Here is a 16,687-nt window from a genome sequence, read left to right on the forward strand (position 1 = left end):
CTGGAGCTCTGCCATGAAAAACATTGCATCGATACTGCATAATACAGGCCGTAAACTATGGGTTCCGGCGCTGCTGCTGGTTATCCACACCGCACCCGCGCTGGCCGCAGGGGATGACAGCACCAACAGTACGATCCCGGACTGTCCGCATGGGCAGGTTTATGACAGCAAGCGTAAACAGTGCGTCCCCGATAAATCGGCGCGTCTGACTGACGAAGACAAAACCCGTTATGCGTATCATCTGGCGAAAAAAGGCGAGTACCAGGCCGCGCTGACGCTGCTGGACAAGCTGAAACAGCCTGACACCGCCGAGGCCTGGAATTACCGCGGCTATGCCACCCGAAAACTCGGGCGAACCGATGAAGGTATCGGGTATTATCAGCGTTCGCTGGCGCTCAATCCACGCTATGCCAAAGTACGTGAATATCTCGGCGAAGCGTGGCTGATTAAAGGTCGTCCCGACCTGGCGAAAGCACAGTTAAATACTCTCGCCCGCCTGTGCGGAACGGGCTGCGAGGAGTATCGTGATTTGCAGGCCGCCATTGCTGGCCATCCGGAATCCTGATACGCAATGCGAGGACAGTGATATTACGACCAGCGAAGTTCGTCAACAGCTTGCTGCCCATCTGACGCGCCTGTGGCGCTACGGCCTGGTGCTGTCCCGAAACCACGACGTTGCCGAAGAGCTGGTACAGTCGACCTGCGTTCGCGCGCTCGAAAAGAGCGCGCAGTATACGCCCGGCACGCGCATCGATCGCTGGCTGTTCACGATCCTTCACTCCATCTGGATTTCTGATCTGCGCGCCCGCCGCGTGCGGCTGGGACAGGGCTTTGTTGACAGTGACGAACTGCTGGCCCCGGACGCGCAGGAACGTGATGAAAAACGCCTGCATTTTCAGAAAATCATGCAGCGCGTCAGTGCGCTACCGGAAGCCCAGCGTAATACCGTGTTTCTGGTCTATGTAGAAGGCTTTACCTATCAGGAAGCCGCAGAGACGCTGGTCGTGCCTGTCGGCACCATCATGAGCAGGCTGGCCACCGCGCGTTCGGCGCTGGCCAGGTCGTTTGATGATCAGGATGCCGCAAAGGAGAAACGCTCATGAACACGTCGCAATTTACGCCTCCGTACAGCGACGAAGCCCTGGTCGCCTGGCTGGATGGCGAGATGGATCCGGCTGACGCGCGCAGGCTCGAAGCGCTGCTGGAGACGGATTCTGATCTGGCTGAGCGCATTGATGAACTGATGAAAAGCCAGCTCGACTTTGAGGCGGCCTTTGCGCCGCTACTGGACAAAGCCCCGGAAGCCAATATGCGGCGCCAGCTGGATGCGCTCTCAGCTCCCCCCGCGCCTGAACCCAAAATGACGTCCACTACGGGCGTCAGTCGTCGTTCACTGATCGCCGCCTCGCTGAGTTTTCTGCTGATCGGCTCGGGGCTGGGTTATCTGGCGCGCCCCGGCAAAACCGCGCTGAGTGAGAGTGAGAAGATTCGCGATCTTGAAGCGCAGTACATGTCGCTCTACAGCGCAGAAACCCTGCTGGATGCCGATAACTCCCCTGCCGCCTTGCAGCATGGCCTGGCCCGCACGGCACAGGATATTGGTCTGCATCTGAATACGCAGCAGCTCACGCTGCCCGACGCAGAGTTAAAAATGGTGCGCATGCTGCGCTATGACAGTACGTCAATTGCGCAGATTGCCTGGATCCATGCGGAATATGGCCCGATGGCGCTGTGCATTTCCCCCGATGCGCATCCGACTTCAACCGGGCTTGAGCGCGAACAGCGCCATGACATGCACCTGGTGTGGTGGCATCACCGCGGCTACCAGTTTGTTCTGATTGGCCGCAATCCGGCCGGGGAATTATCCGCCAGCGCCAGTGCCCTGAAAACCGCGCTTAACGCCTGACCACCACGCGGCATTTAGCCAGGCGCGTTCAGGGGACATGGCTGGCCTCTGCCTGAATATCGATAGTAATGGTTACCCTGTCATCCACCAGCGAGGTAAAGCGATCCATATGGTAGGCCGAGCGCGAGATCGTGGTCATCGCATGCAGCGAGATCCTGTCGCCAGTCTCTGCGGTGCGATCATGCTCTTCCATCGTCGCGTCAAGGATCACCGGTCGCTGGACGTCCTTCACCGCTAACGCACCAAAAAGCCGGTATTTACCGTTGCCGCGCGCCACGATGCGGGTGCTGGTGAAGACGATGTTGGGATAGCGCGGCGCATCAAAAAACATGCTGCTTTTCAGCTGATAGGTCAGCAGATTGTTTGAGGCGATTAGCGTGGAAACCGGAATGGTGACCCGGACATGATTATCCAGCTCATTCGCCGGGTTCAGCGTCACCTCGCCGGTCACACCCGTCAGTTTCGCATGCGACATCCCGCCAAAGGCACGCCATGACAGCCCTATTGCCGTGTCAGGCGTGGAAATCGTGTAGTAAAGCGGGGCCGCATGGGCGAACGGACTCAGCAGCACTCCAGCAACCAAAAAAGAAACAGCGCGCGTCATAGCAGGCTTCTCCAGTAAACAGACAACGCGTTAACGCGCCAGGTGACAACGTTATTCGATTGATACTTACAGTTATATAACATTCGTGAGGCCGGAGATCGCATTTGGATGGGGAAGCGGCACGGTTATGTGAGGTGGATGCAGGATAGTGCGGCGGTTTTTTGCGATGCGCGAGCGTCTTTCCGCTGTGAGCGGGTTGTTGGCGCGGTGTCCGGCGTGGAGGTTGCCCAACCTGTTATCTGAAGCGGATGCAGATCTTCATCGCTTGTGATAAGAAAGAAAATTAATCTGAGTTCAGGAGATGAGTTATGTACCTGGATGATATTCCGCTTAATTTTCGGCAGCATGAAACCTTTTATCTGATCGCCCCGGACATGAGTCGTACGGAAGAAATGCAGCAAAAACTGAATGCATTTAGTTCCCTTCATCATGAATTCCTGCTCTGGTCTCCCGGTTTTCACTCTCTGAATGCTGTTGAGAAAAGTATGGCGGAGGCGGCCGGGAATTTCCTGAATGACAACGTTGAATATAAGTTTTTAATCATTGATCGTCAGTCAGATGACCTCTCAGGCTGTATTAGCTTATTTATCAGGAATCGCGCGATTCCTTATTATGAAATCGGCTACTGGCTCGCCACTTATATGTGGGGTAAAGGCATTATGTCTGAAGCTTGTAAGCTAGTCACAAACATGGCCGCCGATTTTTTTCAGGCAAAACGAATCGAAATTCGTACGGCAGGACGTAACGTACGCAGTCAGTCTGTTGCGTTAAAGTGCGGTTTCAAACCCGAAGCCAGACTGGTTAACGAACGCCTCGATAGTCTGGGGCGGATTGATGATACGGTGATCTACCGGTATTAGCACGGCTTAAATATGACTGATAAATCAGAAAAAGAGCGGTTTTCCACCTGCTCATTTTCATCTCGTCAGCGATGCCATCACAGCTTCAGTGCGATGACACAAATGCAGAGTTTTGCTGCAAAGGCGGAAAGGCGAAATTACGTTGCATACGCTTTATCTCTTCTGCCGGTGGCAGGCCAAACAGCCGTTTGAACTCGCGATTAAACTGCGACGGGCTCTCGTAGCCAACGGCGTAGCTCGCGGCGGCGGCAGTGAGCTGCTGACGGACCATCAGCATTCGCGCCTGATGCAGGCGAACTGATTTTACATACTGCATCGGCGGCAGCTGGGTTATGGCTTTAAAGTGGTGATGAAAGGTCGGCACGCTCATACCGCTTTCCGCCGCCAGTTGCGTAAGCGTTAAAGGATCAGCATAAGTGGCATGGATACGCCGTAAGGCTTTGCCGATTTTGCCGAACTGACCTTGTAAGGCCAGCGCCGCCCGCATTGCGTTGCCCTGCGCGCCGGTTAATACACGATAATAAAGTTCGCGCATCCTCCCGGGCCCCAGGATGGCGGCTTCTGCGGGATTCTCCAGCACGTCAAGCACACGTAACACAGCCGTTTTTATCGTGTCATCCATCGGGCTCGATATCATGCTCTCAGGCGCGGCGGAAAGTTGCGGTGCACCATGCTGCTCAATCTGCAGCATCAGTTCCGCAGCAAGCTGAAAATCCAGATGAATATATATAGCCAGTAGCGGATGGTCTGCCGATGCGTCAGTTTCCATGGTAAAGGGCACGGGGACTGAGACGGCAAGATAGTGCTGTTCATCGTACAGATAGGTCTTTTGACCGAAATAACCGCGTTTACGGCCCTGGCAGACAATGACAAGGCCGGGATCATAGAGCACAGGGGTTCTGGCAAGCGGGCGGTTGGCGCGCAAAATTCTCACATCGGGCAGCGCGGTAAGGTTGTACCCTTCCTGAACGGCCAGTGTTTTTACCCGTGTAATCATGTCGGACATTATCGCACCCTCATAAAATCAGGCAATAAAAACAGAAGATATGGCCTGAAAATCCATCGGTGCAGAGAATATCATGCAGCTTTTACTGCATGGGAATAAATTATGACATCTGCAAAAACGATTTTTATCACCGGTGTGAGTAGTGGCTTTGGTCTTGCCCTGGCGAAGGAAGCCCTGCTTGCGGGCCATCGGGTTATTGGAACCGTGCGCAACCCTGACGCATTACAGGCATTTGAAGCGCTTGATGCGCAGCGGGCATTTGGTCGCCTGCTTGACGTGACAGACGTTGAGCGAATTGCTGAGACCGTTAAGGAGATCGTCGCTACCGTTGGTCCTGTTGATGTTCTGGTGAACAATGCGGGTTATGGTCATGAAGGCATTCTGGAAGAATCCTCGCTGGAAGAAATGCGCCGCCAGTTTGACGTAAATGTGTTTGGCGCAGTGGCGATGATAAAAGCCGTCCTGCCAGAGATGCGTCAGCGACGCTGCGGCCACATCATCAATATCACGTCAATGGGCGGTTTTATCACCCTGCCTGGTATCAGCTATTACTGCGGCAGCAAATTTGCGCTGGAAGGCATATCAGAAACCTTAGGTAAGGAACTGGCCCCATTTAATGTAAAAGTCACCGCGGTCGCACCCGGCTCGTTTCGCACCGACTGGGCCGGTCGCTCAATGTCACGTAGTGCCCGCACCCTCCCGGACTATGACGCGTTATTTGACCCCATTCGTCAGGCGCGCCAGGAAAAAAGCGGAAACCAGCCCGGCGATCCCGTAAAAGCAGCGCAGGCCATCCTGACGTTGATTGAAAGCCAGAGCCCACCCGCGCACTTGTTGTTAGGCAGTGATGCATTAACGTTGGTGCGGCAAAAGCTCGCCGATTTGCATCATGAAATCGAACAGTGGGAATCCCTGACACTTTCAACAGATGGCTAATTCGTTGCTGAAATACATCCCTGTGGTGGCTGTTGAAACGGTCAGCCATCACAGGTGAATGGTGCGTATGATAAAGGGGTTACCCGGGAGTGAAGGTAATTTCCATTATTCCCGGGCGTTGATATTGTTCTGTAGCTTTGTGCCAGAATCAGACCTGGAATCCAAAATGAGGCGCTGTTAAATACGAAAACGATTAGTTTTTCGAAGCTGCTCTTGTCTTCAGGTAATACTCACCTGCAAGGTAACCCATTACCGCAATGAAGGTTATTGCCCCGCCCAGTAATGTATTGCTGGGCGGTAATTCACTGAAGAAGATCCAGACCCATAAAGGCCCCAGCACAATATCAGTTTGCGCAATAAGGCTGGCTTCAGCGGGGTTAATATACCGACTACCTGCCATGAAAAGGAGATAACTCAGACTCTGCGTGGCCAGCGCAAAAGCACATAACCATACCATGTCATGTAAACCGGGAAGTGGAAGGCCCTGCGGCATCATTATAAAACAGAATGCACCGCAGAGTGCGCACGCCAGTGCCGTAACTGCCGGCAGATTCATATCCGTCCATGTCCCGGACATCACGATGCTGGCGGCAAAACCGGCCGTCATCATGAGTGCCAGTGCGTTACCCGCCATATCGCCCGTACCTGAGGCAGAGGTCGCCATAACAATGACCCCCACGAGACTCAGTGCCGCCGAGATAAGCGCGCGCTTTGTTATTTTTTTCTTCTGTATCAGCCAACCCAGCCCCATGGCAAAAAAGGGAATGGTGGCATAAACCGTCATCACACCAGCAACACTGGTGAGTTTCAATGCCGCTACGTAACAAAACATAGAAACCGCCATGACGGCAGCCGTGATCAGACCTTTTATACCCACATCATGACGAAATGCAAAACGGCGCAAATACCCACCCAACGCCAGCAGAAGAACCAGTGACAGAAAAGCAAACAGTGACCGCCATGCGACCATTGCCCACGTGTTCATATCGAGCATTCTCACGAAGAAACCTGCTGAACTCCACATGACGGCGGAAAGGCACACCATGCTTATCCCTAGGCTATGCCTGCTGGCGGTTTTAAACAGTGGCATCTCTTATCCTTGTTCGCTATAGTTTTAAAAAAAAGTAGAACGGTCTAATTATTATGGCAAAGAGTGATACGCGCAAACGTCTTTTAAATGCCGGTGTAAGGGTTTTCATGAGGGAAGGATATGAAGGTAGTGGTATTACCACTATTCTTGGTGAAGCAGGAATGCCTAAAGGATCATTTTATAATCTCTTCTCCAGCAAAGAAGAATTTGCCTGTGCCGCCCTTGACGTCTATATCAAGACGTTTGACGCACTCCGGGAAAATACACTGCTGAATACAGCGCTTGTTCCCCGCCAGCGTCTGATAAACTGGCTGAGCGGACACAGGGAATATATTGAGCGTGAACCCGAAGCAGGCGGCTGTCTGGCAGGAATTATAGGGCAGACGGGCGCTGTACACAGTGAAAAAATGCGTCAGAAGCTGCTGGCAATTTTTAGCGCCTGGGAGCGCGATCTGATTAACATCTTTACTGACGCTCAGCAGTCTCAGACATTATCGCCACGCATGTCTCCGGAAAGCGCGGCAATGCTGGTTATTCACAGTTATGAAGGCGTGATGATCCGTATTCGCATAGAGCGTCGCCTTTCTCCTTATGATTTTTTGATGCAAACGCTACCAGACCTTCTTTTTGCTGAACCTGACGCTGTTTAAAGCGTTACAGTCCGTCAAAACGGCTGACGGGACAGTATGGCTAACCGCATCGCCGGGCCTGATACAGGGCGGACTCTCACAAAAGGCACCTTGCGGTAAAAGTCGGTTTACGCCGCCAGGCACTTTGTACGGCATTGCAGAAATATTCCCGTTATGAGGTCTGCCTCTTTCTGCCCGAAAACGCCACCATCCAGACCGCAATGCCGATGAGGCAGGCGCCTGCAATAAATTTCTCTCCAATTTTCTCGTCAAGCGCAAGATAGCCCCACAAGCAGGCAAAGGGAGGGATAATAAATGTGACCGTAAGAGATTTCAGAGGCCCCGTATCTGCAATAAGCCTGAAATACAAAATGTACGCCAGCGCAGTACAGATTAAGCCCAGCGCGACTACGCTGCTCCATACCCAGGGCTGAAACCCGTTAACGGTAACTGCTGAAAACAGGTTCCAGCCAAAAAAGGGGAACAAAAAAACGGATGCCCCAGCCTGACTTCCAAGTGCGACCAGAAGCGGATCGAGCCCTCCCCGCTCGGTAATCCATCGTCTGGTAAGATAACCCGCAAGTCCGTAACAGGTTGTCGACACCAGACAGGCCAGCGCGCCTGCTATAAACATTCCGCCTAAACCAGAGAAAGCAGGACTGCTTATAAGCATTATTCCCGCCAGACCCGTTAATATTCCGATCAATTTTCTTACGGTGATGACTTCCCCAAAAAAGCAGTAGCCGATAAGTGCTCCCATCATCGGCGCTGTCACGTTAAACAGTGCGGAGTAGCCCGTCGGGAGCCATCTCGCCGCAATACAGTACATCAGAAAAGGAAGACCGGAATTGATGATGCCGAGCACCAGCTTTGCCCTCAGTTTCCCATTGAATGTCTGTAATTGCCTGTTGAACAGGACGATGGCGGCAAGACCCGTAAATCCTAATAGTACGCGTAAAAAAGCCACATTAATGGATCCAAAGGCGGGCACGGCTATTCTCATAAACAGAAAACTTGAACCCCACACCGCGGCCAGTAAAACAAGCCTGACAACATCATAAATCTTCATCTGGTTTTTCCTGACCGATCCCAAACGGCATGCTCATTTACAGAACACGTTCGGCAAGACAGGCGAAACATCCCCGTTTTGCGTAGTGGAAATGAATATAACTTACGGCAGGATCGTCGAAAAAATGATTCAGCCATTGTTCCGCTGCATTGCCCTGACAGATTTCAGCTTTTACCATGAGATGGTTTTCACTATAGGCTCTGAGGGAAAGAAGTCTGTGGATCATCACTTCCGGTATGTTATTGAGATATATGCCCTGCTCCGTACATCCCTCCCACAAATAGATGGCATGAGAGCCATGGTAAGGTGTATTTGCGGGCTGATAGGTATGGTTGATCAGAATCGCTGTTTCACCGGCAGGAATATCGCGCAGCGAGATTCTGTCGGGATACCCCGGGCAACTCTCGACCTTGACTCTTACAGCACCGTGGAAAGTTAAATAGTGTTCGTCCTGGCCAAAAAGATGGACGAACTGTCCCGCATCAAGCCCCGAAATTTTGTAGTTCATTTTCGCCTCCCGTGTTGGTCAGAATGACAGTACCTTTTTATTGACAGGAACTGCTCGCTGTTTTCGGACAGGGAAATACTGCATACAGGATTGAGAAAGGGTTACGTTAAAGCCGTGGTAAAAGGCGAAGGAATCAGAGGGAATGCTGGCATTCAAACGCATGTGTCTGCTACAAGCCACTCACAGGTCGGCCCGGTCAGCCGGTAGGTAACCTGACGCATCACAAGCGACATCATCAAGTGCAGGCAGCCGCCTTGCAGGCTCACAGTGATTGCGACTGCCCGCCAGGTCAAAAGCATGGTAATGCCCCCCGGAGTATGAAAACGCATTGTCGGTACGGTCAGCTGACATCCTGAATTTGTTTGAACACGCAAAAATCCTCCATGAACTGACAAAGGCGCAGTTGATGCGATGAGGCTTTGTGCTTTCGATAAGGTGAGTTCTTCTCTGTAAGGTGACTCACTATCCCCTTTGAATCGGGTAAAATTCAGATAAGTCCTGCCCTTTGTGCATTCACCTGTGTGGTCCGCACGGCGTCAGAAGCGAACGTTTAAAATGTATTTTGCTTCGTCGGGCAACAACCCCGTATCAGATCTGAAGCCTGTTCCCTCAGTTACTCCTTAAAAAAGAAAGGATTATGTCTCTATTGCAGAATCACCGTGACCTGCTTCCTGTAAATGAATACGCGGCTTCATTCACAAATTCTTCAGCTACTCTCGGCTAACTGCGCGCGTCCGCTATTCGCTCAAAGCGGACCTTAAGCCAACTATCCTAATTAACCTTATGATTCATCATCCCTCTTCAGACTGAAGTTCAGTTTAGTTACTCAGGCATTGCACAAGAGGATCTGGACGTAGCAGCACAATTTCTCACGGCAAATGCAGCACATCTTTCAGAAGTTGTGGCTTAAACCGTCATTGACGTATTCATCTAAATAAAACTTTTCCAACATAGAATGATGAATTCATCATACATCGTCTACTTTAAATGGACTTCTGAATGCGCCTGTTTCATTTCAGTGATAATCCCGACATCGCTGTCTTCAGACCTCGCCCCTTAAAGGTTCGTGTTGACAGACCGGCAGGTCAGGAATGGCTGAACGGTTCACTCATATGGGCTACCGCCGAAGCTTATGAGCTTTTGTATCTGTTTCCACGCGAATGCCCTCGCATTGTTTATTGGCCTGTCGCGGGAACCACACGCGAGGACAGAGAATTGTGGATGGGTAATATGATCAGCTCATCGGCTATAGCCTGCATAGAGCAGACGTGGCTTTCGCGGTTTAACCTCGGACAGATTTTCAGGTATGAACTGCCTACCGCAGGTTTTGAACCTACAGGTGAGGTCGGGATGTGGGTATGTCCTGAAGAAGTTGTACCTGTCGGCCTTAAATGCTTTTCAAGCCTTCCCACCGAACTTACGGACAGGAATATTGGTCTTCGCGTTATGGACAGGCTGACGCCCCTGAAAAGTATCTGGCAATCCACGCTGCACGCGAGCGGCATAAGACTCAGGAACGCCCAGGACTGGGGGAAGCCTGGGTGGACTCATTCAAAACCAGGCCGTCAGGTAATTGTGTGACGCTGCCTGTGCAGCCAGGCTTGTTTTTCTCATTATGGAGTTTATATGGACTATGTCTCTGAGATGCGCAGCATCATCGGCCATCGTATGCTTTTGCTTGCGGGTGCCAACGTCATCATTGTCCGGAATGATGGCAAACTTTTACTTCAGCAGCGCAAAGACTCTACCTGGGGATTGCCGGGCGGCTTACTTGAACCGGGAGAATCACTTGAACAGACTGCGTTAAGGGAAGTAAAAGAAGAGACCAATATTGATATTCATTGCCTTCACTTTCTGAAAGTTTTTTCAGGGCAGAATTATAGTTTCATTCTGCACAACCGGGACGAAATTAATGTCATTACCGCACTTTACTTCACTGACAGTTGGTCCGGGGAGTTAGTCAACGACCCCAGAGAAGGAGTTGCGCTTGAATTTTTCTCTGCAAGAAAGTTGCCTTCGCCGATGAACAACGAATATTTAACGTACATAAACTACTTTGTGAATCGCGGCAACTGACTTTAAAGACTGATTAAGTACTTAGTCAGATAAAGCTGGTACAGCAAAGCGTCAGGGAAGAGAGTTCAGCATTTGCCCTAAGCCCCGGATGGTTAGCGTTGGAAAAAAACGGGTAGACTGAAGGCTAAGCAAGAAGCAGGGAATATCCCGCTTCGTGCCAGAAGTGGACATCCAGCTCCCCTTAGTCTGGGTCAGATTCATCTGCCATAATGAAAATTCCAATCAAAAGCTTTTGCATTTGAAGATAGCCAGGGTAAGTCTTCCGGAAACAGTTTGGGTTTTGTCTGAGGTAACACCCTTCAGATTTAACGGTCATTGCTTACTGTTTTTTTGCTGGCCAGCTCTTCTGTTATTCAACCAATGGCGCTTCTGTAAGTACGGAAAAAGAGTTTTACATCTTCAGCGTAAAGCGCAGGTTCTTCCATCGCTGCAAAATGGCCTCCCCGCGGCATTTCAGTCCAGTGGCATAGGTTGTAATGTTTTTCTACCCAGCTTTTTGGTGGTGGCAATATATCGGATGGAAAACAGCATAGCCCTACAGGAACAGACGTAGTAGTCAAAGCTGGAAGTGTTCGCGCATTTTGTCTGTACATCGCCGCAGCCGTTTCTGTACTGTCGGTCAGCCAGTACAACGAAATATTGGTGAGGATGTCTTCAGGGCTAAAGTGACTGAACAGGTCCCCATCACCCCCGCTCCAGGCGACATACTTTTCCGTAATCCATGCAGCCAGACCTGCCGGTGAATCGTTAAGCGCGTATGCAAGCGTGCGGGGCCGCGTCGCCTGAAGTGCCATATATGCTGATTCTTCAGCAAACCATGCTGAGGCTCTGCTTCGATATAACTGCTCCTCCTTCGTCATGTATTCCGTATCTTTCAGCGATAACAGTTCCCGAAGGATCCCAACGTCAGTCAGATGAATTGCTCTGATGTGGGAAGGATAGAGAGAGGCCAGGTAGCGCGTAATACCGGAACCGATGTCGCCACCAGCAGCACAGAAGGACTGATAGCCAAGGACTTCAGTCATCAGTCTGAACCAGAGACGGGCAACTTCAGCATTGTTAAGGCTCTGGCCTGAATGAGTTTGTGAAAAAACAAACCCCGGTACGGAGGGAATGATAACGTCGAAGGTATCACTTTCCAGCCCGCCATATCGGGCAGGATCTGTCAGAAAGGGGATTAACTTTGTGTAGCGGGTAAATGAATCTGGCCAGCCATGTGTCATTATAAGCGGAATGGCCGACTTTCCCTTCCCACGAACATGAATAAAGTGGATACGGTGCCCCTCAATTTCTGCGCAAAAATGAGGGAGTTGGTTCAGGGAAGCTTCCTGTTCACGCCAGTTAAAACGGTCATGCCAGTACTCTATAAGCGGTTTTAAAAATTGCGAAGGTACACCTTTTCCCCAGCTATCATCATTGCTTGTACGTGGCCAGCGGGTCTCTGTAAGCCTTCGGTCGAGATCATCAAGCTGACTCTGAGGGATATCAATTACGAAACGTTCTGCTTTCATAAAGATTAGTCTCCTTAAGGTATGCACGCTGACCCTGAGAGTAAAATTTTAACTGCTAAAGATATTTGCCGATATCTTTCTGCCTGCTCCAGGAGCATAGCGGACGTTCAACTCAATTAGCTGACCTGTTCCCTGTAAATGAATACGCGGCTTCATTAGCAAACTCTCTACTGTCGGCTAATTTCGCGCGTCCGCTTTTCGCTCAAAGCGGACCTTCATCTCAGTCAGCCTGTCCGCTTTGTGTCAGAAGAAGACGTTGTCACGCCAGAAATTAATGGATGTGCACCGGACTTTCTGGAAAACGAAAGATTTTCATACTTTCTTTAGCGAAGTCTGGGCTGCGCTGTGTAGAAACAGGTTTGTAACCCAGTGGATTTCTGGTCGCTGCCGGATTGAAATAACCCGTATATGTCTTTGCGTGGCTCAGGCAGACGATCGACGCTGAACAACTTAAACCCCATACTTTCAGGACTGACTGTTTCCACTGTGGGCGCGGTTTCTTCCGTTTCGCTTGGCTTGATAAAGCGCGTTATCAGCCTGCTCTTTTAGTCTTTCTGCCTCACTGGCGTCTCCCCTGGCGGTTATCGTCCCGCACCCGGCGCTGACAGTTACGGTCCCGCCCTCTACAGCGGTTGCTTTATGCACCAGTCCGGCATCGGACACGGCCTGCACCGCCCGTTGCGCCACTTTCAGTGCATCAGCCTGACCGGTATTTGGCAGGATGACAGCAAACTCCTCTCCACCGTAACGGGCCACGATATCGTCACTGCGATGGATAACGCTCTTAAGGGCAACACCTACTTTTTTCAGACACTCATCGCCCGTCACGTGCCCGTACGTATCGTTGTAGCGCTTGAAGTAGTCAATATCCACCATAATCAGCGACAGCGGTTCACCTGACTCAGCCGAGCGTTTCAGATTTCTTTCCAGCAGCACATCAAACTGCCTGCGGTTAGCCAGTCCCGTCAGGCCATCCACCAGTGCCAGTGACTGGAGCGTATGGTTAATGCCGGTAAGTTCATCCCTGACCAGCGTCAGCTCCAGCTGGTTTTTTACGTTGACTCTGACCTGTCTCAGCATAAATAACCCCATCCCGGTGATGACAAACAGCAGCACGACATTGAGTGCTAAATCGATCAGGTTTTCAGATATCCATTCAGCCCGGGCTTCGTCCCGGTCATATCCTGCCGTTACAATCAGTGGATACCGCTCCAGCCGGGCATAACCAAATATCCGCTCCACACCGTCAAGCGCAGAGCGCCATGACGCACTGCCGCTGTCAGAATTTTTAAGCACGCTCCTGAACAACGGGCTTGAAGAAAGGCTGCGGTTAATATAGGAATCGGGTAAAGGACGAATGTAAAGCACGGACGTATCGGCAAGGATAAGCGCCAGCATATCCCGCTTGCCCAGGCTGTAGTAACTGTAGAACTGCCGAAAATAATCCACCTTCACAGTCGCCAGCGCAACTCCCGCAAAATTGCCGGCGGCATCATTCAGCCGGACCGATACCGGTATGACCAAATCGCCCGTTGAGCGGCTTCGGATTACGTGACTGATATGAATCCCTGTATCAGCATGTGTGCGGTGCCAGATAAAATAGTCCCGGTCAGCATTAGTTGCCTTTACCGGCACGAAGCTGCCTGACGTCGCGACCCAGTTACCTTGTTTGTCATAGATAAACAAACCGTGCAGTTGGGGAAGCTTTCCCTGCTGCTCGTGGATTTGCGCTTTAAATGCTGACGTGGAAGCATACTCCGGTCCGTTCAGCGTAAGTTGCCTCACTGCGTCGCTAAGAGTGATGTCCACCTGAAGAAACGCGTCTTCGGCCTGCCTGGCAAGTGAGACGGAAAGATTACGCGCGCCTTCCTCCCGCTCAGAAAGTTTGAGGCGCCAGTCATTCCAGAGAGACCACGCGTTAATACCGACAACCGACAGGGCCGTAACGAGTAAAAATACAGCCAGGCTACGGCCAAGCGATGTCCGCATCAGCGGGGAAGATACGTTATCGGGTAACTGATTCAAGAAGGCATGACTCCGGAAGGCATTAGAAACACTTAAGGATATAGCAGGTGGACGATTTTAAAAGCTTTCTGAGGTTTGACCAGACCTCCCTGAGCGGGCGAACATCTCAACTGCCTTTGCAAGGTTTTTATCATTTGAGTCTCCCCTGTATTGCCCGCCGGGCTGAAGAGAGTCCAGGCTGTTTGTCAAAAAGCCAGAAACGCAGATGACTCACGAAAAGGGATGCTTACCCGTGGACTGATTGCCAGCGGGGAAAGCCAGCGCGATGTGCTGACAGACACAGGGCATCGTTGGTTAGAACAACAGGGAACAGAAATCCCGGAACAATGGGAAGAGAATCATCGTATGTGCCTCGACTGGACCGAGCGTCAGTATCACCTTTCAGGTCCACTCGGTTCCGCTCTTCTGGGGGCTTTTATCTCATGGAGATGGCTGAGTCGTCTGGGTAAATTCAGAGCGCTGAAGATAACCCCCTCAGGCTGGGAAGCCTTCGGGCACCCTTTTGGTCCTCGTCAGCTACACGGTAACCCCACATCCTTTTTTAATTTAGTCATGTGAACCAGCCGCTTTATATTCCTGTGATCGTTACTGCCGTGTGAAGCTGACACCGGCCCCGGTGACGATTACTGTTAACGTGCCCTAAGCCTACTGCCTGCGCCTGCCGATTATTAATTTCACCCACTTAATATCACTTCAGTACAACGTCATGTCATCAAATAATTTTTTGATTCAGTAACAGAAATGAAGCAGGTTTAACGTGGCAAATCATTCATAGCGGGCCTGGGCCCGCCATAAAGGAAATTACCGGGTTAACAGAGGAGGTACAGACGGGACTTCCGGCGCCGTATCAATATCATGTTGGGTCATCCGGAAAGCGTCAGGATAATGTTCCCGCTCCGTTCTTCTGGCCGGCTCTGTGCTGCGCCATGTGTACAGGCAATGCTGACACTGCTGTACCGTCCATACACCCTCAACAGGCGATGTTGCCATCATTTCAATGTGCTCATCAGCACAACGTGGACAAATCATACTCTCTCCTTAACCGCGATTTGATAACAGGGCCGTTAACTTTTCAACCCAGAGTGATGTTTCTGGCAGGTCTTTTACCGGCTGACTGTAGTGGCCGCGTATATCGGGTGCGACCGGTGTCGTCGCATCGATCACAAGCTTATCTGTTATCCCTGCGGGACTAGAGCCGGGGTCCAGTTCCAGTACGGACATGTTTGGCAACTGAACGAGATCGCCTTGTGGATTGACCTTGGAAGACAGGGCCCACATCACCTGAGGCAGGTTAAAGGGATCGACATCTTCATCGACCATGATCACCATCTTGACGTAGCCCAGACCATGCGGCGTCGTCATCGCCCGTAGCCCTACCGCACGGGCAAACCCGCCATAACGTTTCTTAGTAGAAATAATGGCCAGTAAACCGTGCGTGTACATGGCATTTACAGCCTGCACCTCGGGGAAATCCGCTTTCAGCTGTTGATACAGAGGGACGCAGGTTGCCGGGCCTATCAGATAGTCAATTTCGGTCCAGGGCATGCCCAGATACAAGGATTCGAATATGGGCTTAGTGCGGTAGGAGACTTTATCAATCCGCACAACCGTCATCTTGCGACCGCCGGAATAGTGACCGGTAAATTCGCCAAACGGTCCTTCAATCTCACGTTTGCGGCCCTCAATCACGCCTTCAAGAATGACTTCCGATCCCCATGGCACATCAAAGCCTGTCAAAGGGGCCGTCGCGATGGGGTACGGGCTTTCGCGTAGTGCACCTGCCATTTCATATTCTGACTGATCGTATTTCAGCGGCGTGGCTCCCATCAGCGTGATAACGGGGTCATTGCCCAGCGAGATAGCCACGGGCAAATCTTCGCCACGTTCTTCTGCCTTGTGAAGATGAAGTGCAATATCGTGCATCGGCACGGGCTGCAGCCCGAGTTTGCGTTTACCTTTCACCTCCATCCGGTAAATGCCAACGTTTTGCTTCCCGAAATGTTCCGGGTCAAGTGGGTCACGTGAAACTACGCAGGCCTTATCAAGATAGAAACCGCCATCGCCATCGTTTAAGCGAAACAGTGGAAGGATGTCGAAGAGGTTGATCTCTTCACCCTCAACGGTATTTTCTGACCAGGGCGCATTGGCGCGCCTTTCAGGAGCCACAGGAAACGTTTCCCAGCGGCGAATGAATTCGTCTATCTGCTGTTTCACTGGTGTATTTAGTGGGAGGCCCAGCGAAATGGCATGGTTTTGCCAGGAACCGATGGTGTTCATCACGACATGAGCATGATGGTAACCCTTAATTTTTTTAAACGAGAGGGCCGGTGCGCCTTCACCCATTCGCCCTGTCGCATTTGCCGCGGCGGCGATATCCGGTTCGGGCAACACCTCTTCATCAATTTCAAGAAGCTGGCCCTGTTCGTCCAGCGCCTTCAGGAAACTACGTAGGTCATCAAACGCCATT

General features: G+C 51.4%; 18 protein-coding genes. 9 read left to right on the top strand and 9 right to left on the bottom strand.

Annotation, left to right across the window (positions count from 1 at the left end; genetic code table 11):
- The first annotated feature begins 13 nt into the window (after positions 1-13).
- The 3 genes from C7433_RS03595 to C7433_RS03605 are packed head-to-tail and all read left to right on the top strand — an operon-like array spanning position 14 to position 1,906.
- The gene (locus tag C7433_RS03595) at positions 14-565 is read left to right on the top strand and encodes a tetratricopeptide repeat protein (RefSeq protein ID WP_054633976.1); all 552 of its coding nucleotides are present in this window, start codon (positions 14-16) and stop codon (positions 563-565) included.
- Positions 546-1,103, top strand: coding sequence for a sigma-70 family RNA polymerase sigma factor (locus C7433_RS03600; protein WP_058702780.1), 558 nt, complete (start codon positions 546-548; stop codon positions 1,101-1,103). The genes C7433_RS03595 and C7433_RS03600 overlap by 20 nt, the downstream gene beginning before the upstream one ends.
- The gene (locus C7433_RS03605; RefSeq protein WP_110267626.1) at positions 1,100-1,906 is read left to right on the top strand and encodes an anti-sigma factor; all 807 of its coding nucleotides are present in this window, start codon (positions 1,100-1,102) and stop codon (positions 1,904-1,906) included. The genes C7433_RS03600 and C7433_RS03605 overlap by 4 nt, the downstream gene beginning before the upstream one ends.
- 28 nt (positions 1,907-1,934) lie before the next feature.
- Here the strand turns inward: C7433_RS03605 and C7433_RS03610 are convergent, their stop codons facing one another.
- Positions 1,935-2,510 carry a YceI family protein gene (locus tag C7433_RS03610; RefSeq protein ID WP_054633978.1) on the bottom strand — a complete coding sequence of 192 codons (576 nt, stop codon included), beginning with the start codon at positions 2,508-2,510 and terminating at the stop codon, positions 1,935-1,937.
- A gap of 308 nt (positions 2,511-2,818) precedes the next feature.
- Here C7433_RS03610 and C7433_RS03615 point away from each other — a divergent pair, with 308 nt between their 5' ends.
- Positions 2,819-3,370 carry a GNAT family N-acetyltransferase gene (locus C7433_RS03615; RefSeq protein WP_110267627.1) on the top strand — a complete coding sequence of 184 codons (552 nt, stop codon included), beginning with the start codon at positions 2,819-2,821 and terminating at the stop codon, positions 3,368-3,370.
- Between the two features lie 85 nt (positions 3,371-3,455).
- Here the strand turns inward: C7433_RS03615 and C7433_RS03620 are convergent, their stop codons facing one another.
- Positions 3,456-4,376: an AraC family transcriptional regulator gene (locus C7433_RS03620; protein WP_110267628.1), complete on the bottom strand. Its 921-nt coding sequence runs from the start codon at positions 4,374-4,376 to the stop codon at positions 3,456-3,458.
- A gap of 102 nt (positions 4,377-4,478) precedes the next feature.
- On the opposite strand from C7433_RS03620, the gene C7433_RS03625 reads away from it, so the two are divergent.
- Positions 4,479-5,312, top strand: a complete 834-nt coding sequence (locus C7433_RS03625; protein WP_110267629.1) for an oxidoreductase — start codon at positions 4,479-4,481, stop codon at positions 5,310-5,312.
- A 193-nt stretch (positions 5,313-5,505) separates the two neighbouring features.
- Here C7433_RS03625 and C7433_RS03630 read toward each other — a convergent pair whose 3' ends face one another.
- Positions 5,506-6,402, bottom strand: a complete 897-nt coding sequence (locus C7433_RS03630) for a DMT family transporter (RefSeq protein WP_110267630.1) — start codon at positions 6,400-6,402, stop codon at positions 5,506-5,508.
- A gap of 53 nt (positions 6,403-6,455) precedes the next feature.
- On the opposite strand from C7433_RS03630, the gene C7433_RS03635 reads away from it, so the two are divergent.
- Positions 6,456-7,052: a TetR/AcrR family transcriptional regulator gene (locus C7433_RS03635; RefSeq protein WP_110267631.1), complete on the top strand. Its 597-nt coding sequence runs from the start codon at positions 6,456-6,458 to the stop codon at positions 7,050-7,052.
- Between the two features lie 151 nt (positions 7,053-7,203).
- Here C7433_RS03635 and C7433_RS03640 read toward each other — a convergent pair whose 3' ends face one another.
- Together C7433_RS03640 and C7433_RS03645 are read right to left on the bottom strand one after the other, a co-directional pair.
- Positions 7,204-8,100, bottom strand: coding sequence for a DMT family transporter (locus C7433_RS03640; RefSeq protein ID WP_110267632.1), 897 nt, complete (start codon positions 8,098-8,100; stop codon positions 7,204-7,206).
- Between the two features lie 37 nt (positions 8,101-8,137).
- Positions 8,138-8,608: a DUF1203 domain-containing protein gene (locus C7433_RS03645; protein WP_110267633.1), complete on the bottom strand. Its 471-nt coding sequence runs from the start codon at positions 8,606-8,608 to the stop codon at positions 8,138-8,140.
- A gap of 999 nt (positions 8,609-9,607) precedes the next feature.
- On the opposite strand from C7433_RS03645, the gene C7433_RS24085 reads away from it, so the two are divergent.
- Together C7433_RS24085 and C7433_RS03655 are read left to right on the top strand one after the other, a co-directional pair.
- On the top strand, positions 9,608-10,189 hold the full coding sequence (locus tag C7433_RS24085; protein ID WP_110267634.1) for a DUF6886 family protein: 582 nt from the start codon (positions 9,608-9,610) through the stop codon (positions 10,187-10,189).
- A gap of 45 nt (positions 10,190-10,234) precedes the next feature.
- Positions 10,235-10,684, top strand: a complete 450-nt coding sequence (locus C7433_RS03655) for an NUDIX hydrolase (RefSeq protein WP_199227834.1) — start codon at positions 10,235-10,237, stop codon at positions 10,682-10,684.
- Positions 10,685-11,037: 353 nt separating this feature from the next.
- Here the strand turns inward: C7433_RS03655 and C7433_RS03660 are convergent, their stop codons facing one another.
- Both C7433_RS03660 and C7433_RS03665 read right to left on the bottom strand, forming a co-directional pair.
- Positions 11,038-12,195, bottom strand: coding sequence for an epoxide hydrolase family protein (locus tag C7433_RS03660; RefSeq protein ID WP_110267636.1), 1,158 nt, complete (start codon positions 12,193-12,195; stop codon positions 11,038-11,040).
- Positions 12,196-12,660: 465 nt separating this feature from the next.
- Entirely contained in the window at positions 12,661-14,184 is a 1,524-nt protein-coding gene (locus C7433_RS03665) for a GGDEF domain-containing protein (RefSeq protein WP_110267819.1), read from the bottom strand.
- A 258-nt stretch (positions 14,185-14,442) separates the two neighbouring features.
- On the opposite strand from C7433_RS03665, the gene C7433_RS23530 reads away from it, so the two are divergent.
- Complete coding sequence (locus C7433_RS23530; protein WP_146212548.1) at positions 14,443-14,778, top strand: hypothetical protein; 336 nt, start codon at positions 14,443-14,445, stop codon at positions 14,776-14,778.
- 243 nt (positions 14,779-15,021) lie between these two features.
- On the opposite strand, the gene C7433_RS03670 is transcribed toward C7433_RS23530, so the two are convergent.
- Positions 15,022-15,249: a non-oxidative hydroxyarylic acid decarboxylases subunit D gene (locus tag C7433_RS03670; protein WP_072021682.1), complete on the bottom strand. Its 228-nt coding sequence runs from the start codon at positions 15,247-15,249 to the stop codon at positions 15,022-15,024.
- Between the two features lie 9 nt (positions 15,250-15,258).
- A complete protein-coding gene (locus C7433_RS03675) occupies positions 15,259-16,686 on the bottom strand; it encodes a non-oxidative hydroxyarylic acid decarboxylases subunit C (RefSeq protein WP_058709221.1) in 1,428 nt (475 codons plus the stop codon).
- Position 16,687 lies beyond the last annotated feature (1 nt).

The organism is Pantoea sp. PNA 03-3 (genome assembly GCF_003201175.1).
Lineage (GTDB): Bacteria > Pseudomonadota > Gammaproteobacteria > Enterobacterales > Enterobacteriaceae > Pantoea > Pantoea stewartii.